The organism is Segetibacter aerophilus (assembly GCF_007991655.1).
GTDB lineage: Bacteria > Bacteroidota > Bacteroidia > Chitinophagales > Chitinophagaceae > Segetibacter > Segetibacter aerophilus.
This window is the reverse complement of sequence record NZ_BJYT01000002.1, coordinates 109,192-133,883: the sequence shown is the minus strand read 5'-3', so window position 1 is coordinate 133,883 and position 24,692 is coordinate 109,192. Positions and strand designations below refer to the sequence as shown.

Below are 24,692 nucleotides of genomic sequence, written 5' to 3'. Positions count from 1 at the left end.
AATAGGCTTTAGCACAATGTTAAGCTGAAAAATATTACCAGCTATTTTGCAAACTCCTGATAGTAGGAGCAATGCCTTAATTATCAACTATAATTTATGGAGTATAAATTTCAAGTTGCACTATCTTTTGCTGGAGAAGACAGAGCTTATGTCGAAAAGGTAGCTGAATTACTCAAGGCTCACGGCATAACAGTTTTTTATGATAGATTTGAACAGGTAGACCTTTGGGGTAAGGACTTGGGTATTCACTTTGATTATATTTATCGGAGGCAATCACAATACTTTATACCCTTTATCTCGCAGCACTATAAGGAGAAGATATGGACACAATATGAGGTTAGAACGGCAATCGCTCGAGCCATCGAAAACAAAGAAGAATATATTTTACCGGTAAAATTGGACGACACCGAGCTTGATGGCATTCGGTCCACTATTGGCCATTTGGATATAAGAAACATGTCACCAGAAGAATTGGCTTCTAATATCATAAAGAAATTAGGTGCGGAACCTAACATTCCGTTACCAGAAAAAAATGAACCAAAAGGGAATGTGTATTTATCAACCTACATTCAGTATAGCGAATATCAAGGGATAACCAGTTTGAATATCGGAGTTACTGTTACTAATACAATAAATGGCCATAGATATTTTAATGGCCCCTATTTTACCCTAAGCAAACCTTTGCTTGGTAATGCAGATTCCTTTCACATGGTTGAGCCAATGCAGCCTATTGCCTTTCCGAAGAAAATGGAATATGGCGAACAATATCAAGTGATGTATGAACTTAAACGAGGATTCATTGAACAACTACGTCCTTTTAAAGGTCAAGCGGTAACCTTGAGTGCTCTTGTTTCAACGACAGTTGGAGAAAAGTTTTCGTCGAACTCAATTAATATAGACGACTTTTTTACCATGGACAAAAAAAACGGCAGGTAACATTGCATAGGCAATATGGCGGAAAGACGAAGGCAATAGAGCTGGGTAGAAAAAAATATTGGATAAATTAGTTATACCCTTAAATACGCCCAACAGCAGCTTTAGGCAATAGTGGCTTTAGTAACACGTTAACCAAAAAATCTTTAATGAGCTTTGGGGTTGGTAGTAACAGTAGCTCAATGAATACCACTACTGCATAAAGCTGAAAACCTTTGCCAGCAATTTTTTTTATGAAACTTACGAAACAACAAAGACAAGAGCAGCGAAACAGCGAGTTTTGCCAGAAGTACCTGACTGCAGATTGGGATGGTTGTGCAGCTAATGATTATTTTGCTAATAAAGTTCATCCCAACCCTGCTGATAAATTTATTGGAAAACCGAATATTGAGTTTTTTGATAACCTTCTTGTGATTGATGTTGCAGAAAATAATCTGTATACAGAAGTTGCCGCTTTAGCTTTTGAGAAATCAAAGATTGTCTCTTATCTAAGTCAATTATCTGAGACAAATATTCTCATACCTACGACTATCGGAGATAGCGATAGATATTTAAAAGCGTACCTGTCAATAGCACGAGAGATTTTGAGCAAAATTGAAAGAGCAGAATTTGATTTCCAGGGAAGTCATACCGACAAGTGAGCAGTACAACAATGGATATACGTTTATTGATTGAAGAAAATTTTCACGTTGCGCTAACCTTAATTAGTCCAAATCTCTATCACATAACAGAAGATAAGACAGAAGTTTAGTTTCATAATGAGAATGCGTACAACCTATTTTTCATCCATCTAAATGAATACATTAATACACACTTTACATCGCCTCTATACAATACATCCCAGCTCTCTCTCTTTGAATTAGCACTTCAGTTTTCAGGCTCCTATGAGAACAACCCGGGCGCGTTCAAAAAATTCACAGAAGCAGGAAAATTATTTAAAGCGTTTTTATACGAGAGATGCTTTTACGACAAGCACATCTCGCCATATGAAATAAGAATTGAAACCTCTTTTGCCGAATTAATAAATATTCAATCGAACTACGTTAAGCACAGCCTATATCATTTAAGCAAGATGAAAGAGAAGTTGAAAAGAATGTTCAAGGTTAATGGCATAGAAAACATCGCGGAAAGTGATTATAACGACCATTTACAGTATTTCAAAGAAGCAGTGTTAGACGACAGATTGAACTTCAACCAAACAAAAATAGTAGAAGAAGTTGGAAAGTTTTTCTTAGCGCTGTATAATTTATTTCATTGTGATGATAACATCCGAATTAGCATTGCCATTGAGGATTTTATTCATAAACACGGAAGAACGAGTAATTGGAACATAGAACCACCACAAATATGAGCCAAGAAGAATCATTCTATTGGGACATTAAAGGATTATCATGCTGGAGATTTGACAAAACAAGGCTTATAGATTTTGTTCTGAAAACAGCTTGGTACCTACGTGAAGAATAAACCTGCTTCCACAGTGTGTTTACAAAATTGTCGGGGGACGTTAAGCATTCGACTTTAAATCATTATTTTGCTTTTGTGGTTAATGACGTTGACGTTTTTCAATTACCACCGCTTAAACCACCGTTACAGTGTCTGCACAATTTGCACTTTCTGCACTTACAAGACAAGAAATGCAGAAAATGCAAGATTAGTAGATGATAGCAACAACGTAGTTTTAATCTTCTGAAATAGAAAGTAGAAAAAGATTTACAGAACACACCCGTTCGGCCCAACTCACGTTATCTCTAGCACGTTGGCAGGCACACAAAAGCCAGATTCACCCCCCCTTGCAGAGAGCTAAAAATGCCATCGCATAGCCAAACGCACCAAACCTGACAAAATTCTAATTATCAATAGCGAAACATAACAACAACACAAACATTTATAAAACAATACTTCGTATTTTTCGCCTTATTCATTTTCGCAAATGGCAGAACCAATAATTCGCATAATTGAAAACGACAGTGAGGCAGACACTTGCCGCAAATTTGTTTTACCAAAACTAAAAGATGAAAGCAGTTGGACAGACGAGCAAATCTTAGAGCAGCGACCATTTACTGCTGGAAAAATTATTGTGATTGGTAGAATTGGACGAAGAAAAAAAGCTAAGAAAGCGGACTATCTTCTTCGTTATTCTCAAAACTTTTTGATTGCCGTAGTTGAAGCAAAGCGACATTATAAAACAGCAGCCGAAGGTATGCAGCAAGCAAAAGACTATGCTCGAATCCTTGGAATAAAGTTTGCTTATGCAACAAACGGAACCGAAATTCATGAATTTGATTTTATCACCGGATTGGAAACCAAAATTCAAAAATTTCCAAATGCTCAAGAACTTTGGAATAGATTAAATGTAGTTGAACGAGTAAAGCCGGAAATACAAGAAACATTCTTAAAGCCTTTTGTTACTACACCTGGAAAAGAAATTCGCTATTACCAACAGATTGCCATTAACAGGGCAGTGAAAGCAATATTAGAAGGCAAACGTAGAGCATTGCTCACGCTTGCAACAGGCACAGGAAAAACAACGATTGCCTTTCAAATCATCCACAAACTTTGGAGTAATCGCTGGAACACCAAAGGCGAACATCGCAGACCTAAAGTGTTGTTTCTTGCGGACAGAAGTGTTTTAGTTACTGACCCTCATGCAAAAGATTTTGCTTTATTCGGTGACGCAAGATGTTTAGTTCCCGAAGAAGGCTTGCCAAGTAGCAGAGAAATATATTTTTCTACTTATCAATCGTTAGCAGAAGACAATAGCAAAGTGGGTGCTTTCAGAAATGTGCCAAGAAATTTCTTTGATTTAATTGTGATTGATGAGTGCCACAGAGGTAGTTCATCAAATGACAGTAATTGGAGAACTATTTTATCTTATTTCAACACGTCAGTTCAATTAGGCTTAACAGCAACTCCTTTAAGGGACGACAATAAAGATACTTACGCTTATTTCGGTAACCCACTTTATACATATAGTTTAGGGCAAGGCATTGAGGACGGTTTCTTAGCGCCTTACATTGTTCATCGCATTGTGACAGAAATTGACGCAACAGGCTTCAGACCACATGAAGGACAAAGAGATGCAAACGGAGAATTAATTCCAGATGGCGTTTACACAACTCCTGATTTTGAAAATACACTTTCAATACTTCCAAGAACTAAAGCCGTTGCCAAACATCTCTGCAACTTCATGTTAAAAAATGGAAGATTTGATAAAACGATTGTGTTTTGTGTTGACCAGGAACATGCAGACCATTTTCGTAGGGAAATTAGCAATCTAAATGCAGACCTTGCTCGTCAATATCCAGAGTACGCAGTACGTATTGTTTCAGAGGAAGGCGATGTAGGAAAAGGGTATCTAGGTAGGTTTATGGATATAGACGAACCTATTCCGGTAGTCGTGACAACGTCACGGTTAATGACTACAGGTGTTGACGTACCTACTTGCAAGAACATTGTGCTTTTTCGCATGGTAAATTCAGTGACGGAGTTCAAACAGATTATCGGAAGAGGCACAAGGGTAAGAGACGATAAACAGAAGCTGTTTTTTACTATTCTTGATTATACAGGAAGCGCCACCCGGAATTTTGCTGACCCTGAGTTCGACGGTGAGCCGCCACTAATTACAGAAGAAGAAATAGACGACGAAGGCAATTCAGAAGGGCAGATTACTATTGCAGGAAGCGACCAAGGCGATTTTTCTGATTGGGAGCCGACAACCGACGATGAAGATTATGACGACGGTTATCCGCCGGATAGCCCACTAAGACGTAGAAAATTTTATGTGGTGGAAGGCGAGATAGGTATTGCTGCTGAAAGCATTCAGATTATTGACCCTCTTACCGGACGTTTGGTAACAGTTCAGTTAGCCCAATATGTGAGAGAGAAAGTTTCAATAATGTTTCCCAGCGCTAATGACTTTAAAAGTCACTGGGACAATCTAGAAGAAAGAAAACAAATTGTTGAGCAGCTAGAAGATTTTGGCATTTCTGTGGAGCAGCTAATGGAAGTTACTAATCAAAAAGAATTAGACCCCTTCGACCTTTTATGTTTTGTGGCATACAATCTAAAGCCCAAAACAAGAAAGCAACGGGCTGACCTATTGAAAAAGAACAAACCTGACTTCTTTATAAATTACAGTGAGAAAGCGCAGCATGTATTGCAAATGATTTTAGAAAAGTATGTGGAATATGGACTAAACCAGATAAGACCCGACATTATTTCCGTTGACCCTTTTACAAAAGAAGGCAATACGATGGAAATAATTGCATCGTTTGGAGGTATGACAAATTACAAAAAAGCAATTGAAGGTTTACAAACGCTACTTTATACTGAGGCAGCATAATTAACTTATGGCAAAATCGACAAAACCAAAAGCATTAAAACAGGAAACAACAGCACAAAGACTTTCAGGCATTATTAAGAGTTGCAGAAAAATTATGCGTAAGGATAAAGGCATGAACGGTGATGCAGACCGTTTGCCTATGCTCACGTGGATAATGTTTTTAAAATTCCTTGACGATAACGAGCAATTACAGGAGGTGAATGCGGAGTTAGAAGGAAAAAATTACAAAGCAGCTATTGAAAATCCGTATCGTTGGAGAGATTGGGCAAAAGATAAGAACTTAACAGGCGCCGACTTGCTAGGTTTTATAAGCAATGAGAAAGTAAAACTAGCTGGCGGGAACGAAACGACAGGATTGTTTTATTACTTGCGCAGCTTACAAAGTGAAACAGGAATAGAGCGAAAAGATGTTATTGCAACTGTTTTCAAGGGTGTTACTAATCGAATGAATAACGGTTATCTTCTTCGTGAAGTCATTGATAAAATTGATGAAATTCATTTTACCAACAACGAAGAAATTAATACTCTTTCCCATTTATACGAAAGCATTCTAAAAGAAATGAGAGATGCAAGCGGTGATGCAGGTGAATTTTACACGCCGCGTCCTGTAGTGAAATTTATGGTCGAAATGCTTAATCCGAAAATTGGTGAGACTATTCTTGACCCGGCAAGTGGAACTGGGGGCTTTTTAGTAGAAGCATTTGACTATCTGAAAAAACAGGCTAAGACAGTTGAACAACGGAATGTATTACAGACAAAATCAATAATTGGGGGTGAAGCAAAATCGCTACCATATCTTCTTTGCCAAATGAATTTGCTCCTTCACGGCCTGGAGTACCCAAATATAGATAGCGGGAATAGTTTACGATTTCCTTTACGAGACATTAGCAATAATGAAAGGGTTGATATTATTGTTACAAATCCACCGTTTGGTGGCGAAGAAGAAAGAGGGATATTAAATAACTTCCCTGACGATAAAAAAACTGCTGAAACGGCATTACTATTTCTACAGCTTATTATGAGGAAGCTGAAACGAACGAAACCAAATGAAAAAGGAGGAAGGGCTGCTGTTGTTGTTCCAAACGGAACTCTTTTTGCAGAAGGAGTTGCTGCAAGGATTAAGAAGCAGCTTCTAGATGAATTTAATTTGCACTCAATTGTTAGATTAGGCGAAGGTGTTTTTGCTCCATATACTGACATTCCATCTAATCTATTATTTTTTCAACAAGGCGGACCAACAGAAGCCATTTGGTATTACGAAGTTTTTCCACCCGTGGCCAAAAAGAAATATAGCAAAACAAAACCACTACAGAACGATGAATTTAGTGAATTAAAAATTTGGTGGGATAACAGAATTGAAAATGAAAATGCTTGGAAAGTAGCCAGGGAAGAAATTATTTCAGAAGATGAAACGGGTAAGCTTTTAAGTGTCAACCTTGATATAAAAAACCCAAACAGGAAAGACACAATTAGATACCGGCCGCCGATAGAGCTGTTTGATTCGATTTTTGAGCGAGGGCAAATTGTAGCAGAACGATTAAAAGAAATGCAAAATGGCCTAGTCCACGACGTTAGCGAATTCAATAATTGCAGATGGGTTGAATTAGGAAATGTGATAACTCAACGAAAGAAGTTTATAGTCATAGATGAGTTCACCAAATATAAACTTTGTCGAGTGCAAACCAAAGCATTGGGTGTTGTTCTAAGAAGTGAAAAAACTGGATTTGAGATTAAAACTAAGGAACAACAATTATGTAAGGAAGGCGACGTGATATTTGCAGAAATGGATGCTCGTTTTGGAGGTTACGGGATTATCCCTTCTGATTTAGATAGCTCAATTGTAAGTAGCCATTATTTTTTATATGAAATTGACCATGAAATGTTAGATAGTCAATTTTTAGAATACTGCTTAAAACAGCCATGGTTTTTGGAACAGGTCATTGCAAAAGGTTCAACAAACTACGCTTCAATTCGTCCGCATAATGTTCTCAATTACCAAATACCTTTGCCGACAATTCAAGAACAAAGAAGTATTGTTTCTAAACTTAAAAGCATTACAGAAATTAAGGACCTTCAGGTTTTAATTTCAAAAGAAATTGACGAACTAATTCCCTCACTTTTTAATGCTTCATTAAAAAATAAAGACAACACCGAGACTGTAGAAGAATGAAAGAGGGTGTGGTTGAATTATACACATCAATTCGCCAAACCATCAAGAAAGGCATAATTGCAAAACACAAAAAGCTAGCCTTGCAAAGAGCCGACTTGTCCTACGCTTCTTGCGACACACCCTACTTCATTGGACTCATTCATTGTAGTGACCTCATTCATTGTAGTGACACACCCGAGAGAAGGGCGAACGTACAACAATGCTTTATAAAATTGTCGCTGGACGTTAAGCAAGCAACTTAATATGAGTAGTTATTCCTCTTAAAAAAGTGCATTGAAAAGTGCATTTGTATTCTCAAGTATTCCGCTCACAGTCTTAAATTCCGTTCCCTAAACCAAGTAATTGCAATTGTAGAATCTAAATTTTGTCCATCTTATAATCAGGAGGTCTACTAACAGCTGTCTCCCTTGGAGTAAGATTAATATCGACCCTTGCAGTTTTTTGGCAGTTGACAAGGCATTGCATTCAGCCATCATGTTGCCCGCTACCTTTTAATTTGTTGTGTTGCTTCTATGATAGACGCAAAATTCCTGAAAAATTTCGTTATAGCAATTTGCAGCTTTAAAACTTTAGTAATATCTTTTTTTGAAAGTAATTCCGCTATGAGCAGATAAGTGGGAACAACTAAGAAAGTACTTTCAGTTAGTGGAATTGCAACTTAATTATTAAAGATACCTTTTTTTCGTAGACTTAACCTCTCTTAACCCTCACTTTGCTTAACATGCAGTCCGAACTTTCTGGCATCTCTAATTTGATTGAAAATGATTTGAACTTCATTAATCGGGATAGCTGCTGGGACGAGGATTTTCAAAAAATCTATGGCGGGAAACTGGTACCGCCGTTAGATGACTACAGGTCGTTAGTCTTGAAAATACTTCCTGTAATGTTGACAAATGGAACAAGAGATGATATAAATAAATTTGAGTATGGAATGTGGGAGCAAATAGCAGACGGTGCATATTTAAGAAGTGCCGTTGCTACCTCAGCAAATATTTCAGTTAATTCTGCGATTCAATCAGCCAGACCGTTCAATCACAAAATCACTTTTTTAAATGCTTTAAGAGTTTACTATTCTAATCACAAGTTCTACCTAAAAAATATTGAAACCAACAACGATGCTACAATCCTCCAAATTGAAATTGAGGCTGCGGATGAAAAAGGATTAGAATACCTAATGAATGAAACTGCTTCGCGTGTAAAATCACCCGACACACAAGCAGCATTTGAATGGATTAACAAAATTATTTCACTTCATCCTATAGACAAGCATGTAAGAAAGGCACGAAAGTCAGTATTTGAAACAGAGCGATTTAAATACGATGTTTTTATTTGCCATAAGTCTGCAGACTTTGAAATAGCAAAAAAACTGTACGACTACCTCACATCAAAAAGTAAAACAGTATTCTTATCGGAAGTAAGTTTGCCAAAACTTGGGAGTTCAGAATTTATGAGACGAATTGATGAGGCAATTGAATATTCAAAACATATGATTGTTATTTGTTCAAATCCTCAATATCTGCTTTCTGGTTGGGTAGAATCTGAATGGAGAATGTTCATTAATGAAAAGCGGTCAGAAAGAAAAAATGGAAACTTCTTTACTATAATCGCGAATGAGTACACAATAGAAAGCTTACCGATTAGTATTAGGCAGTATGAGATTTTTGCTTATAGTCAATCCAGCTTAGAAATGTCATTATCGTACATAAATTGACGAGCTCAATTGAAACTGTATAAGGGAAAGAGATTCGGTATTTTGATAGTCGAGCCAAAGTCTTGAGCGCTTACCTTTTTATCGCAGCAGGGCTTTAACAAGCTGCAAAATATGGACAGGAGAAATAAGTGTACTGCAAACATAAGTGGTGTAAGTGTCCAGCTGCAATAAAATCGGTTTGATGCAGATATGGGTGAACTTCAAAACCAAACTCCTTCCCTATAGGTTCTACTAAAGCGTCTGCTTTCCACCCGGCAAAGCCGTAAGAGCTCAAGTCGAAAAGCATAGCCAAAATCTACACAAGGATTCATAAATAAACATGAAATAATATCCAAATTCTATAAATAATGCTTTGGAAAAAAACATTTTGAACATATCTTATACGAGCATTATACTGTAAACCAAAAAACAACTATTTATGAGTATTAAAAGAGACCTCTTGCTTGTTATTGGAACTTTTGTAATTACTTCTAGTTCCATCGTAGCGTGTAATCAAAATGATAAGAAGACAGCCACCACAACAACTGAATCAAACGCACCATCTGATGGCCTGGCTAGCACTGACATTGTTGTAAAATTTGAATTAAATAGTGAGCCAATAACATGGGATGATGCGAAGGCAATGAAAACAGAATATTTGACAGGCTTTGATAAGGCATGGATGGTCAAACACAATGGTCGGGACGGAAGTGGTGCTACCAAAAATCAAAAATTAGAAGGCTTCGTTATTGATGCAGCGCATCTAGATGAAATTATAAACCACAACCATTATGGGAATGGGGACAGCGCAAAAGCAGACCAAGTTGTTTTTTATTTTGGGAAAAAAGGAGAAGAAGGAAGTGGGAGGGATAAGCATGCAAAAATGCACATCATTGCTGTCGGTCTTAAAGATGATAAATTAATGAATACTGCTGCTGGAACTGATAAAAAAACGGGGAAAGCTTACGCTGATGCCTCAATTTTTGATAAGGCTGAGTCCTGCCCACCTTTTGGTGCTTCTGAACAATAACAGCAATGTTTGCTAATTTCTACCATTCCTTTTATTATAGTTGTCTAATCCTTGCTTCCCTAGTAGCAATCGGATTATTCAAATTTGTAGAACGACCTTTGAAGTGGCTGGCAGTTTTAATTGTTATCACCTTCATTAATGAATGTATAGCCAAGTTTGTTTCTACTACTTTAAAATTAAATAACAGCATGGTTTACCATGTCTTTACGGTTGTCGAGTTCTTCTTTTACGTTGTTATTTATCGGTATTATTTTTCACAAAAGAAATGGAGTTATATTTTGAGTAGCTGTTTGCTGCTATTGATTTTAGCTGAGATAATTAATTTGAGTTTTTTCCAAAATATTAAGACTTCAGACACTAATGTTATTATTTTAGAAAGCTTGATGCTGGTGCTACTTGCGCTTAGCTTATTTAATGAAATAAGAAGAACGTCTGAATACCAAAATCTCTTTACCGAAAGCATCTTTTGGTTTAACTCCGCGGTACTATTTTATTATGCCTTTAGTATTTTGATATGGGGATTTCACAGTTTGAAAGTCTACCAACTGGAGAGGCCACCAATTATTATATATACAGCCAATCTAATCATCAGTGGATTGCTTTACTTGCTGTATTCCGGAGCAATCTATTTAAACTATCTTAAAGTTAGCAAAGCGAATAAAATAAGTAATGCCTCAAATCATAAATATTAATTCATCTGCCGTTGTGTTTTTTGTACTAGCAGGGACGGCTGTCATTGCTTTATTATTTGGGTTCATCATACATTTTGTAGTATCCTATAGGAACAAACAAAAGGCTTATCTTTTACTGGAAGAACAAAAACAGGAGATAGCTGCTCAAAAAATTTTATTGGAAAAAACATTGGATGCACTTAAAAATACTCAGGCTCAGCTCATTCAAGCGGCAAAGATGGCTTCCTTAGGTGAAATGACCGCAGGCATTGCACACGAGATACAAAATCCGCTAAACTTCATCAATAACTTTTCAGAGTTCAGCTGCGACTTGATGGATGAGCTAAAAGAAGAAATCAGGGCAGGGAAAATGGAGGAAGCAATAAGTGTTGCTGATGAAGCAAAAGGTAACTTACAAAAAGTGGTGCATCACGGCAAGAGAGCTGATTCAATTGTTAAAAGTATGTTGGAACATAGCAGAGCGACAAGAGGGGAAAAGCAGTTGGTTGACATCAATGCTTTAACGGATGAATACCTACAATTAAGTTATCATGGTTTAAGAGCGAAAGACAAAGCATTCTATGCAAATGTAATTACAGAATATGATGAAAATATTGAAAAAGTTGAGTTGCCACCACAGGACATCGGAAGAGTTTTGCTTAACCTATACAACAATGCATTTTATTCTCTTGCAGAAAAGAAGATCCAACTGAACGGAAGCTATAAACCGACTATCTGGGTTAAAACAAAAAAGGAAGAAAATAGAGTACTGTTATCCATAAAAGATAATGGTACGGGTATACCAACAACCCTATTGAATAAAATCTATCAACCCTTTTTTACGACGAAGCCAACAGGACAAGGAACAGGTTTAGGATTATCATTAAGCTATGACATTATTAAGGCAAACGGAGGTGAATTAAAAGTAGAATCCAAGGAAGGTGAATATGCTGAATTTGTAGTGTCTCTGTCTGTTTAAATAATTATAGTTATTAATAGAAGTAATTTGTATAAGATAACGTTAGATTTAGTTGTAGAGGTTATTGCCTGCCTTAAAGAGCTTGTCTAGCTGCTGATTATATTTTGTATTCAATCCCCAGAAGTTTGCCGTGTTTATTAAACTATACAGTGCTACCGATTCCATTTAAATTGCTATTTTTCTGTTGTGGTTAATGAATACGACGTTTTTTTGCCACAACTTGAAAAACACTTTGATGTTATGCTCATTTTTGGACACACCCTGATTCTTTGCAAAACAATTTAAACCTTAAAGATAAAAATATGACCTTCTTTATTGGACTGCCAAGTCTTTCAGAGTGGATACCTATATTATTCCTGTTTTAATTGTGTATGGAATTTATAAACCGATTAAATACTTTTTAAGGAAATGACAATGCTACGGAGATACTACCTATTATTAGCAATCTTGCTTCTTCAGTGTAAACAATCTAAGGCAGAAAAGTATTGCACTTATACTACAGACGGTTCGGGCAAATCCATAGGGATGAAAATAAAAATGTTTTACCCTTGTAGTTGGACTCAGAAAGTTATTAACGATACAAGGACCGTTAAAAATTTCACTTCTTCTAATAAGGATGGTTCTGCAATAATTTCAAATCTTATTTTAATTCCAACCCCTTCACTATTAAATAAAGAGCAATTTGAATTCGCCATGTCAACTTCTCAATTAAAAAAGATGATGAATAAAGGGGAGGTAAAAGCAATTCAAAGATTACAGTTTGACAATTTTGAAGGTGCTGAAATACTTGTAAAAACAGAAACAGAAGGGTATTATTCTTACTCGTTCCACTATTACATGTACTCTAACAAAGGACTAATGGTCTTAAATTATTTTGTTGGAAGTCAAAATGACACGAAAGCATCTGCAATCTTTAACCAAAGTAAAAGCTTATTTCGAGAACTTGCTAAAAAGACAACTTTACTCAATCCACTTCCTAATCAAGGGGTAACAGTTCGTTCTTCAAAACCAACTTATCAAGAGTGGGTGAAAGCTAATCCTACAGATACAGACAAATCTTCTTCTAATGCTAAGATTGAAGGTTCATTATATCGTAACACAAAATACTCTTTCCGCATTCGCTTTATTGACAATTGGGAAATCAGAAAAGGTGATAGTAAGCTAACAGTTATCAAGAGTGTGCAATCAGACAGCGGAAAATCATTTTTAGTTTTAGTTAGCGACTATCCAAGCCTCAAATTAAAGGATGGGGAGATTACAGACAAGCAACTTCAAGAGGATAAGAAGAACGCAATACAGATTTGCAGAGCAATGAACATGGAACTGCAACACTACAAAATAGTAAAAGGCTATTTGAACAACTTCCCAGCTTCCATTGCTACCTTTTCAGCAAATGCTAGAAGCCAGACAAAGATTGTTGCTTATAAATACAAACACATAAGCTGCTTTAAAAAAGGACTACTTTATAACTTAACAATATCAATGCCTTCAGTATTTTGGACAAGCGAAGAAGATAAACGAATTGACAGAGTAATCGAAAGCCTTGTGTTTGAAGAAAACATGTAATCTACCAATATGGAATTATTTGTAGCATTTGTAATTGCGCTTTTAAGTTTATTCCTCCTTAAGAAATATTGGTCAGCTTTCTTTGCCGGCGCAGGAATTTTTATTGTTGCTCATTTTATGTTTTTGTCATTGCAAGCACCAGAAGGAAGCACCGTTAATAGTAATAGTTATGGAATCGGCAATACTATCGGTGCAGCTATTGGAATTTATGTTATTCCCTTTTTTGTTGCTGCGCTGATTTTTCGATTTAGTAAAAAACGTAGAGAAACTGAAAGTCAAGTAACAAAAGAAATCGAAAATAAAATTTCGCCGTCGAAAAGAATTGTTCTCATATTACTAGTTTTAACTGCATTAGTGTCTATAATTATTTCCTTCGGTTATTTTTATAGTATTTATCTCATAGGGATAAGTGGTAATATAGTGCAGGTAATATTAGGTCTTGTATTCTTGATTGTAACTTTTGCTTGTGTAAATCAGGTTTTAAAATTGGTAAGACCGAGTACAAAATCATAAGAAATAAATTCAACAACTGAACAGTATGTTTCTTTTACTTAAACCCTACGTGCGACAGAAGCAAAACGGCCCATAATCAACCGTTTGGCGTTATTGGGGCAGGAAGTTGGAGCATTTGGCAACATAGCCCTATTTTGCTATAATAAAGTACATTGAAAAGTGCATTTCGCTCTAAATTATACTGCTTTCTATATCCAATTATCCGTATCTCATGAGGCAATTGCTATTGGAGGTTGAAACCTTTTTCCATCTCATAATCAGGAGGTCTACTAATAGGAGTTTGCACTGCGGTTTTAGTAGAGGACAATATTGACCTTCAAGTCTTTCAAAAGTAGATAAAGTATGAACTCTAACCATTGTGCCCAGGTATTTAGATGAACCTTCAATCCTAAAAACAAATTTTGCTTTATATACTTCTGGAAAAAGTTTATTTGGACTTGCTAATCACGGCAACGGTTCTTCATATCATACATTCCTATATCCAGTTGCCGTTAAAATATTTCAGAAGTATCTTTTATTCCATTTAAAAATAACCATTAATAGAACAAAAAGGTGCATATATTAGAGAGCTGGGCGTCAAGTAACGGACCATTCCATAATTAGACAAACCACTTAATGACAGACCAAGATTGGCAAATAGGAGAAATTAAATTTTTTGATAATGACAAAGGTTTTGGCTTTGTTAAAAGTATATTTAATGGACAAGACTACTTTGTTCATATCTCCAAAATAAAAACACCGCCAATTAACGACAATGATAAAGTTGCTTTTCAGTTCACACCTTCTCGAAAAAAGGAAGGTACATTAGAAGCAAAAAATGTTACTCTATTATCACAATTCAAATCTGACACAGACTTTTTAATTCTGCAATTTTCTCAACTAAAGGACTTTTACTTTAGGAAAGCAATTTTAAAAGCCTTACCAAGCCATTGTGTGACATTTATAATTGAGCAAGAGTTAGCCTCACAAAAAAGTATTTCCAGCGATATAGAGTATAAAAACTTTACGGACAAAGTACATTCAATCAATAAGCTTTTCGAAGATGTTATCACAAAAGACCACCTAGGCGAAATAATTGCAAAGCACGTTGAAGAAATAACACCAGATGAGTACAGCGTTCAGTTGTGGCTTGAAAATGTAATTAAGTTGGAACCCGACTTAACACTCATCAGGAATTACTTTGTAAAACAAAAAAGAAACATTCAAGAAAAAATATACGCGAAACTAAACAGATTAAGCAAAACTGCTTTTTTTGAAAGCTATATAAATAGGAACAACCTATTTGCATCGTTGAAAAATTTAATGGCTTTTTTGCAACTTGAAAAGCAAGTTGAAGTGCAAAAAGAGTTTATGTTTCTAATAATTGAAGTATTCGGTACTGAAAAAATGAATTTAGAGGAATCAACCAAAGTATATAAAATTCTTGTAAGTTTTGTTAGGGAAATAGATAAAGCCGTTGGTGAATTACTCATATCATTTTTTTACGAAGTTTCCGCTGATTACATAAAGCTTAAACTTTGGCTTTCCGACTTAATCCACAAAGAAGACTACGGTATTTATCAATCAAACTTTATTTTTCTAAATACTCCTGACCAACAGAATTTTATTAGAAAGCTATTTTATTTACTGTCGAAGAATGCCGATAATATCTCTTATGAGAAAATAGCAGCATTGAAAAATTCGACCTATTCTTTTTCGGAAGGAAAAAAGTTTCAATTAGATTTTTCTTGTAATATAATTTTAGCTTCCATTGAAAGCGTCAGAGGCGGAAGCTTTTTAAATGAAGAGTCAATCTTCTCAATCCTAACTAAACATATTGAAAATGACACAGCTTCTTTGTTATCACTAAATGGGTTTTTTGAAAAATGTAACGGAAGAAGTATCCCAAATGAAACAAGAGAAACAGAAGAAGGTGGCAAATCAATAGTATCATTAAAACAAATTCCTATCCCAAGAAACGTGGAATTTTGCGAAGGTGTTAGATTTAATGAAGATGGAAGAGATAGAACCTACAAACATAATTGTTGGTGGTGCAGAGGTGGAAGTTGTTACGCTGCAAATCAAGCACTCCAACTGCCGAGACACTATAACGACTACACTTTAGCTAATTTCTTTTCAATTTTAAATATTCATTTTGACAAAAAAGGATATTTCGATTTTTTGGGATTATTAAACAAAATAAACATCTATTTAAAACATCTCAACTGTCGTTCATGCAATCATATCTTAAAACCTAACAAAGAGGGATATTATAGTTATTATCGCATCTCAAACTTTATTTGCTCAAACCAGCAATGCGACAACAAACAGACAGTTTATCTAAATCATTGCTTAGGTGGTAAAAAAACAGCAATAAAAAGTAGATGCGACAATTTAATTGATTCGAGGGATACCGCAAGGTGCAACTATACGAAACATCAACCCAGAGACCATTATGAAAAATACGGACCTTATGTTTGCAATTTATGTGGAAGTTGTTGCTCTCAAAAATCCCTAGAAAAAAAACACAATGAATTAATAGAAAGAAATTGGAACATGCAACCGGGTCTTGATTGGAAAGTTAAAAACAAAGTAGGTCATTTAGAGAAGGATGAGATTTTTTGTTACAAATGTGGGACTGAAATGGTTAATAATGAACAAGAAAGCAAAGAATTTGTAAACAGGCTTGAAAAGCCCGACAATACTTTTAAAGTTCTAAAAAAGGGAACAAACAATTACGGGTTTTGGTATATGGTGAAAGCTGATGAAGACTTCTTTGAAAAAGCTCGACAAGTGGGACTTAGAGTTTCAGACACAAAGGGCGAAGACTTGAACGTTAAATTCATTGCACAAGGAAATATTAATTTTCTCCTTTGTCAGGCATGCAACACAAAGTATAGCAAATTAAAAGTTGAATTCATTATCGAAAAAAAGGAAATGGCGAATTGACTTACACGAACGCGCAACAATGGTATTTATGCAAGTGCCGCAGGATGTTATAAACCAGGCGGACGAATATCACGGCATCAGTTTTTTCAATCAGCAGAAGTGCTACCACTCGCACACCTTCATAAATATGTGTTCGTTGGCGGCAATAGCAATTCAAAATTTCTAAAGTCTCAATTAATTGATAGAGTCCTTAATAATTGCAACTGTTATCATCTCAATTATTGGTTGTAAAGCTCCCACAACTGAAGAAAAGTTGAAAGAGGCAGTTGAGAACCTTAAAAGTCAACAATACAAAGACATTGAATATATCAAAGTAGATAGTATTAGATATTCCCTTGGTTCCCTGAGCGGAATACATACGTACAACGCAGATTTTTTAAAGGAACATTTGGATAGGTTGAGAGATTTGAGAGAAAGTGCAAGATTAACACACAGCAATCCTTTAATTGTCGAATTATCTCACAGGATAATGAAAACAAGACGCCATTATGAATTTTTACTTCAGGAGGCGGGTAAGCCAGACACAAGCACAAAAGTTTACAACCTTGATTACAACATACTTATCAAATCACCCAGCCAAAGCAAAGAGCGAAGAGAGAAAGCTTTTCTGTATGCAATAAATTTGCAGCCTGTAAGAATAAATATTGATAGTTTATTTTTCAAAGCAACAAATTATAAAGATGAATACGATAGTTCATCCGAGTTGAGCGTGCTAAAAATGAATACTGAACTTGAAGTAAAAAGAGAAAGATTACAATACGAACTACGCATGGACATTGCAAGAGGAATGAACAGAGGTGTTATTTTACAGTACGAACTTGAAATAGCAAAACTCCGGTCACAAATTGCCCACAATAAAATGAAGTATTATTGGCTTTATGATTGAATGCAAATAGCTTCCACTCCAAAGCCACATGCCGCTAACAGTGTGTTTTAAAATTGTGTGGGACGTAATGAATTCAACTTTAAATTATTATTCTGCTTTAATAGAGTGCATTGAAAAGTACATTTCATTCTATTTATTATGCTTTCAATTGCTGATTTTGCCTCTTTAATAAAACAATTACTGTTGTAGCATAAAAAATTTGTCCATCTCATAATCAGGAGGTCTACCAGCAGGAGTTAGCTTTGAAATATAAGAAGGTTAAAATTAACCTTAAAGCTTTTCGTAAGTAGGAAAAGTATAACCTCTTACCCATTCTCTTGTAGGCAGATTTTTAATTTGTTGTACTAATTCCACTATCCCGTTAAGGGCTTCATTCAACTTTGTCAGGTTAATTTAGTTTTGTTTACAAACGAAAGCACTATGAAGAGTAGTTTATTTCGAGATTTTAACCTAACAAGACCAGGAAACGTCTTGATAAAATTGCTGCCAACAATCATGTTTGTGCAAGTGTCCGAAAACGCAACCGCCAACAGGACTATTGCCAATAGAGGGCGGAACGGGGTAGACCGTTTGAAATTAGTCCAGCACATCAATACTTCTCGTTCGCATCTCAGTAAAAGATATAACTTGGAAAATGCCAAAATTATTACTAGAGTATAAAGGGGTACCTGCTGTTTTAAGTCATAGGTTTAAAAAAATAGATAAAATAACTTTTATAACCGTTTATACTACTAGCGAAAATGACTATAAAAGAAAGGATTTTGAGGAGTTGGAGCTAGCCATAGATTTTGAACCCGAGGATTACACTCTAAAGTTGGTATTCGTGTATTTGCAATCTGAAGATGAAGAAACCAACTACGTTGTGTATCAATCCGTTGCGTTTATAAATAACAAGCTAGTTTTAAATGACGTCGTTAGTTTAATTCATAAGGGATTTCGATTTACTGTTAATTTCGGACTTGAATCTTTCACCTTAAAAAAAATTAAATCTTATCTCACAACAACTACAAAGCAAAGTTATGACATAAGTTATGTTAGAAGAAAAACAAGTAAAGCAGGTACAAGCAAGACGTTTGAATTACTTGATTCTTATTATGAATTATTCCCAAGATTTGAAGACATTTTTCTGGAAGCTCTTTTTATGTTAGACATAATGACGAGCAATTTTATTGTTGCAACGAAAGATGAGTTAGAAGCATATTTTTTACAAGCGAAACTGAAAATTAAAAAAAAAATAAACAACCGAATAAAGAACAACCCAAGTTTGAAGTGAATGATAAAAGCGAGCAGTCAGATGAACAAATTGAACTTTCAAATCTAATCGGGTTGGACAAGATAAAGCTTGAAATAGAAGAGTTGAAAACTTTAGCTCGATTTAGAAAAAAAAGAATTGAATTAGGCTTACCTGTTACACCGTCTACATTGCATATCGTTTTTACAGGTAATCCCGGAACAGGGAAAACTACGGTAGCAAGACTATTAGGGCAAATATATTACGATATCGGTCTTTTGGCTTCAAATAGGGTTGTTGAAGTGAGCAGAGGCGACCTTGTTGGACAATATATCGGACATACTGCTCCAAAAACACAAAAGGTGTTTGAAAGCGCTTTAGGTGGAATTCTTTTTATTGACGAGGCATATTCACTTTTCAAAACAGGAAATGATTTTGGGAATGAAGCAGTTGAAACTCTTTTGAAATTAATGGAAGATAATAGAGAAAAAATTGTTATAGTTATTGCCGGTTACCCAAAAGAGATGGAAGACCTTCTCACTTCAAATCCTGGTTTAAAGTCAAGATTTTCGAAGACACTACATTTTGAGGATTACTTAAAGGAAGAACTTACTCAAATATTTCACAAAATGGTAGCGGACTATCACAATAAACTAACTGAAGGTGCAAAATACAAAATAGAATATTTAATTGACCGTTATTACGACTCAGGACTTTTTACATCAAATGCGAGAGCAGTTAGAAATATATTTGAGGACACAATTAAAAGGCAGTCAATTCGACTATCCAAAGTCGAAAACCCAACACAAGATGAAGTGACAGGTTTCATTGATAAAGATATACCTGACGCATTGAATTAGAAGTACGAACGACGAACAGGAGTATTGCCAATGGTGCTAAGCCGCCCAATGATAAATTTCCTAAAAATTTTTGAGTATGACTGATAATAGAATTAAAGACCTGGAAAAGCAACGTGATAGGCTTCTACATCAACCGTATTAAAGCTAAGTGGAGTTTTAAAGTACATTAATAGGTTAAAGACGGCCCGAAACGCAAAGAATAAGGCTACAGCTAAGAACATGAGTGTTTATAAAACTGCCACCCCACTTTAACCATCCAACTATAAATCGCTATTTTGCTTTTGTGGTTAATTGAACCTGATGTTTACGAATGCCAAAACTTGATAAACACTTAAACCTTGCCTGTAAGCTTAAAATTTCAAAATCAATAATGTCTGATAATCTTTCAAAACTTACTTCATGTGGACATTGTAATAATATTTCCCACATGAGAATTATTGGTAGCGTTAATGATACAGAAGTTTACGAAGACCCCGATTATGGACCTATGGGTGAAGGTGGGACCATCTATAGTGTGTTAGAATGCCCTGCTTGTAAAAGGGTAAATGTGGTCTCTTACGGCTGGCATGATGGCATAGAAAGCGACGACGAAATCAATTATGAAATCTTGTTTCCGCAAGAAAACAACTTCCCTATTGGACTTCCAGACAACATAGCAAGCACTCTTCGTGCTGCCGATAAAATTAAGACTATAGATGTAAATGCCTATGCCATTTTACTTAGAAGACTTTTAGAATTGGTTTGTTTAGATAGAAAAGCAAACGGTGCTACGTTAGCTTTAATGCTTAAAGACTTAGCAGACAACAATGAAATTCCTGAAAAGCTTGTAAAAGTTGCAAGCGGGTTAAAAGATTTTGGGAATATCGGAGCTCATGCTGGAATTGGAGAACTTAGTGAAAAGGAAATTCCCATAGTAAGGGCTTTAACTTCTGCTATTTTAGAGTACATATACAGTGCGCCACATCTTGCGACTTTAGCGGAAAATAAATTGAAAGCTATTAAAATGAAAGGAAAAAAGCCTTAAGTTGAAAGGATGAAAGCCAGCGGGCAAATTGGGTGTTTATGAAACTGTGGCCGTAGGTTAAACCTTTAATTATAAATCACTATTTTGCTTTTTTGGTTTATCGTACCTGACGTTTTTCCAATTGCCACAACTTCATAGAGATTTTAACTTTGCTAGGAAGTCTTCTCGACGACACCACATTAATTATACATCATAACAGGACATGAACTATTGGCATATGCAGCTACACCCTAACGACCAAAGTGGGCAAACTTATAAAAAGAAAAAAGTGAATTTACCATACACTACAGGACTTACTTTTATGCCTGTTTAGACCTGTTAAGGGATGACAAGGCCAATCAAAATCGTATTACAAATATCTAGGATGACTGGAGATACTGAGGATTGTTGCTTAATATTCGGGCAAAATAAATTGAAGAAATAAAACTCTAATCCTGTTGATGCCAGTCTATAAACTCTTATAAATTCCAGATTTTTTTTAAGACATTAGGAAAAGAAAACTATATAAACGGACTCATTCGTAATGAGTGGACTCGAGAAAGTAGCGGTATGCTGTCAATGAACGAAAACGGTTAATAGTGTTGGGAGTTATTAATGGTAGTTAGCTACGAAAGGGGCTATTTAAAACATAAAATTAGCAGAAAGCATGTCGGCTTTAAATATGAAAATCAAAGAACAGTGCATCATTAAATGCATTGGGAATTGAAAAGCTTAACCTAACAATCCTTTTACAAGAAAACCAAATAATACTTTTCCTTTAAAAATCAATTCAATAAGGAAGATGATGTCGATGCTCATAATCAGGAGGTCTATCAGCAAACTTTTGCTTGTACTTCGACTAAGGTTAAAATTAACCTTGCAGTCTTTTGAAAGCAGACAAAGTATCAATTGAACTTATAATAATGTCAACCTTTTTCACTCGTTGAGCTACTCTTAAACTAGGAACATTTTGGCGTCAAAATTATCTTAATGAATAACTTGCGGATTTAATACTTTTGGTAATATCCTTTGTATTGGTTAATGCAAGTGCTACAATTGCAGGTATGGCTGCGGGTAGATGAGGTCTTATCAAATGCATTTAGTAAAGAAGTCTACGTGCCCTTATTTAACAGGGAACCTCTATTCTCAAACTTCGTCATTAATAAAATTAACGGACAATGTGAGTATCTTTTAATAATTAAATTTAAAATTATGGACCCACAAACACAACAAGCTCTTCAAGCATTATACGCAACGCTGCAACAACACCAACAGGCAATAAACCAGCATCAACAAGCTTTGTATTTCCTTTTTGGAGAAATAAACAAAATAAAACAACGATTAGGCATACCAACAAGTGAAGTGGCGATAGCCGAAAAAATAGAATTCAAACTGCCAGACAACTGGCAAAGCTTGACTGAGCAACAAAACAACGTTTGAAAGCGAATATGTCCTAAAGTCCGAGACCAAACGATGACTTAACGGCCGGCAACAAGGGTATTTATGCTAGTGTGGCCGAACATCGTAAATCAGGCGGAAGCCTATAACAGCATCAACTTTATTCAACCGGCAGGAGTACTTCTATGGCAAAAAAAGTGCATTGAAAAGTGCATTCTATTCTGACTTATGCCTCTCTCATTCATCAATTATGCATTCAGAGTCAACAAGTTGCTATTGGAGGTTGAAACCTTTGTCCATCTCATAATCAAGAGCTCTACTAGCAGGACTTTCGCTTGTAGCTCTGGTAGGGTTAATATTAACTTTTGAAGTCTTTTTCAAAGTAGATAAAGTATTACTTGTAACCATTATGCTGGTTGCATTTAAAATGAACCTTTAATCCTGTAAAGAGTTTTGCTTAATGTGCTGCAAATAAGTTCCATCGGACTTGTTGACAAAAGGTGAACGTTTTTAAAACCGAACATTCCTCTGTTCGATTACGCATTTAAATATTTCAGCTGTATCTTTTGTTCCACTTACTATAAAAATTTATAATTCTTGTAATAAAAAGGTACGTAGCAAGTTGTGCAGTGTTTTGCGCATACATTAGAAACTTTAACTCAGGCTGTAATGTCACAGGAAATTTTTATCTCTTATAGAAGAAAAGACACCGGCGGCTATGCAGGCAGATTGTTTGATTATTTGAAAAAAGAATATGGAGCTGAAAATGTTTTATTTGATATAGAAGTTGATGCAACCGTTGAAGAATTACGCAGCTGGGTAAAAAGAGTAATTCCAAGGTCGGCAGTTGTAATAATACTCATTGGAGAAAATTGGCTCGAAAACAGTTTTAAAAGGAGGCGTTTGGATGAAAAGGATGATATTGTGTGCTTAGAAATTGAGCTTGCGATTAAAAATGAAGTACCTCTGATTCCGTTATTGGTGGATGGAGCTAACTTTCCAAACATTTCTGAACTCCCACAGTCAATCCAAAAAATTGCTCTTTATAAGGGTTATGAAATCAACAACAGTTTTTGGAAAGCCAAATTTCAGGTCCTTATACATGCAATATCAAGTATTATTAAAAATCACACGCCTATCATTAATAAAGGAGTAAAAAGTTGGAATTCCTGGCGTAAGGAAAACGAAAGCATACATCCAAACCTTGAGGGTGCTAATCTTGAAAAGAAGAACTTGGAGTATATAGATTTATCATTTTCTATTCTTAGGAGAGCTAACCTGCGTGGAGCAAACTTACGAGGAGCAATTCTTCATCATGCAGATTTTACCAACGCTATACTTGAAGATGTAAATTTAGAAAGCTCTGAGGGAAATGAAACTGACTTTATTCATGCAGACCTCACTCGAGCAAACTTCAAAAATGCTCTTTTTAATAAAGCCGATTTTAGTCACGCCAATATGAATGAGGCGAACTTGACTGGAACATTTTTAGAACAGTGCCAAGTTTTTGGTGTGTCAATCTGGGACGCTAAATTAGACAATGCGCAACAAAGAAATTTGTATTTGGGTGACCCTAAAACTGGAAATACTTTCGCTGTGGACAGCATTGAGACTGCAGTGGTTATACATTTATTACTTAGTGGTGGTGGCATAAAAAATATTGTTGACACAATTACTTCTAAATCTATTTTGATACTTGGCAGGTTTACACCTGAAAGGAAAGTTATTTTAGATGCCTTAAGGGATGCACTACGAAAGCATAATTATATCCCTTTACTTTTTGATTTTCAAAAACCTCAGCTAAGGGATATAACAGAAATTATTTCATTATTAGCTCACATGAGCAGATTTATTATTGCAGACCTAACAGACGCTACAATGATTATGCATGAACTAAGTTTTATCATTCCGAATTTACCATCAATACCTATTGTTTCAATTTGTGAAGCTAACTGCATAATAACATCCATGTTTGAAGCATCTCTTCGGTATCCTTGGGTACTGAAACCTGTTTTATATAAGGATGAGAAAGAAATTATAGAAAAGGTTTATGAAATTGTTATTGCTCCGGCTGAAGAAATAATAGCTGCAAGGAAGAATAGCTTAATCGAACGAGATAAAAATTTACAATAGCAGAGCGAACATTAATCCGCTTTTGTAAAAACTGTACTCGGATTATTAAAATTTTTAGATTGAAATAAAAGCAGAGATAGGACCTTACAAATTAGGCGGACGAACACTTCCTCGTCGTATTCTTTCAATCACCTCGAGTACTTTCTATGGCAAAAAGTGCATTGATTAATGCCTTACATTCACAGCTATTCCGCTTTCTACATTTATGGTTCGTTTTTAATGGGGTAATTGCTTTTGGATGTTAAAACCTGTATCCATCTCATAGTCAGGAGGTCTACTAGAGGGCTTTGGCTTGTATTCTCAGTGAGGTTAATATTAACCCTTGAAGTCTTAGGAAAGTAGATAATGTATCACCTGTA

The 24,692-nt window shown here is 35.6% G+C and carries 17 protein-coding genes; all 17 read left to right on the top strand.

Annotated elements, in window-relative coordinates; genetic code table 11:
* Nucleotides 1-96: 96 nt before the first annotated feature.
* Entirely contained in the window at nt 97-936 is an 840-nt protein-coding gene (locus tag SAE01_RS03990) for a toll/interleukin-1 receptor domain-containing protein (RefSeq protein ID WP_147202368.1), read from the top strand.
* Between the two features lie 230 nt (nt 937-1,166).
* Nucleotides 1,167-1,574 (top strand): hypothetical protein, encoded by a 408-nt coding sequence (locus SAE01_RS03985; RefSeq protein WP_147202367.1) that lies wholly within the window; start codon nt 1,167-1,169, stop codon nt 1,572-1,574.
* A 431-nt stretch (nt 1,575-2,005) separates the two neighbouring features.
* Nucleotides 2,006-2,284 (top strand): hypothetical protein, encoded by a 279-nt coding sequence (locus SAE01_RS03980; RefSeq protein WP_218029085.1) that lies wholly within the window; start codon nt 2,006-2,008, stop codon nt 2,282-2,284.
* 579 nt (nt 2,285-2,863) lie between these two features.
* Nucleotides 2,864-5,275, top strand: coding sequence for an EcoAI/FtnUII family type I restriction enzme subunit R (gene hsdR / locus SAE01_RS03975; protein ID WP_147202365.1), 2,412 nt, complete (start codon nt 2,864-2,866; stop codon nt 5,273-5,275).
* A gap of 7 nt (nt 5,276-5,282) precedes the next feature.
* Nucleotides 5,283-7,445: an N-6 DNA methylase gene (locus tag SAE01_RS03970; protein WP_147202364.1), complete on the top strand. Its 2,163-nt coding sequence runs from the start codon at nt 5,283-5,285 to the stop codon at nt 7,443-7,445.
* A gap of 721 nt (nt 7,446-8,166) precedes the next feature.
* Nucleotides 8,167-9,156 carry a toll/interleukin-1 receptor domain-containing protein gene (locus SAE01_RS03965; RefSeq protein WP_147202363.1) on the top strand — a complete coding sequence of 330 codons (990 nt, stop codon included), beginning with the start codon at nt 8,167-8,169 and terminating at the stop codon, nt 9,154-9,156.
* Nucleotides 9,157-9,574: 418 nt separating this feature from the next.
* Nucleotides 9,575-10,165 (top strand): hypothetical protein, encoded by a 591-nt coding sequence (locus tag SAE01_RS03960; RefSeq protein WP_147202362.1) that lies wholly within the window; start codon nt 9,575-9,577, stop codon nt 10,163-10,165.
* A 669-nt stretch (nt 10,166-10,834) separates the two neighbouring features.
* Nucleotides 10,835-11,815 carry a sensor histidine kinase gene (locus SAE01_RS03955; protein ID WP_147202361.1) on the top strand — a complete coding sequence of 327 codons (981 nt, stop codon included), beginning with the start codon at nt 10,835-10,837 and terminating at the stop codon, nt 11,813-11,815.
* A gap of 525 nt (nt 11,816-12,340) precedes the next feature.
* Complete coding sequence (locus SAE01_RS03950) at nt 12,341-13,381, top strand: hypothetical protein (protein WP_147202360.1); 1,041 nt, start codon at nt 12,341-12,343, stop codon at nt 13,379-13,381.
* A gap of 9 nt (nt 13,382-13,390) precedes the next feature.
* A complete protein-coding gene (locus tag SAE01_RS03945) occupies nt 13,391-13,894 on the top strand; it encodes a hypothetical protein (RefSeq protein ID WP_147202359.1) in 504 nt (167 codons plus the stop codon).
* Between the two features lie 615 nt (nt 13,895-14,509).
* Complete coding sequence (locus SAE01_RS03940; RefSeq protein ID WP_147202358.1) at nt 14,510-16,822, top strand: cold-shock protein; 2,313 nt, start codon at nt 14,510-14,512, stop codon at nt 16,820-16,822.
* A 178-nt stretch (nt 16,823-17,000) separates the two neighbouring features.
* A complete protein-coding gene (locus tag SAE01_RS03935; protein WP_147202357.1) occupies nt 17,001-17,708 on the top strand; it encodes a hypothetical protein in 708 nt (235 codons plus the stop codon).
* Nucleotides 17,709-18,342: 634 nt separating this feature from the next.
* A complete protein-coding gene (locus SAE01_RS03930) occupies nt 18,343-18,981 on the top strand; it encodes a hypothetical protein (protein ID WP_147202356.1) in 639 nt (212 codons plus the stop codon).
* Nucleotides 18,978-19,799: an AAA family ATPase gene (locus SAE01_RS03925; RefSeq protein ID WP_147202355.1), complete on the top strand. Its 822-nt coding sequence runs from the start codon at nt 18,978-18,980 to the stop codon at nt 19,797-19,799. The genes SAE01_RS03930 and SAE01_RS03925 overlap by 4 nt, the downstream gene beginning before the upstream one ends.
* Before the next feature lie 370 nt (nt 19,800-20,169).
* On the top strand, nt 20,170-20,823 hold the full coding sequence (locus SAE01_RS03920; RefSeq protein ID WP_218029084.1) for a DUF4145 domain-containing protein: 654 nt from the start codon (nt 20,170-20,172) through the stop codon (nt 20,821-20,823).
* A 1,191-nt stretch (nt 20,824-22,014) separates the two neighbouring features.
* Nucleotides 22,015-22,242 (top strand): hypothetical protein, encoded by a 228-nt coding sequence (locus SAE01_RS03915; protein ID WP_147202353.1) that lies wholly within the window; start codon nt 22,015-22,017, stop codon nt 22,240-22,242.
* Between the two features lie 627 nt (nt 22,243-22,869).
* Nucleotides 22,870-24,333, top strand: a complete 1,464-nt coding sequence (locus tag SAE01_RS03910; protein WP_147202352.1) for a pentapeptide repeat-containing protein — start codon at nt 22,870-22,872, stop codon at nt 24,331-24,333.
* Nucleotides 24,334-24,692 lie beyond the last annotated feature (359 nt).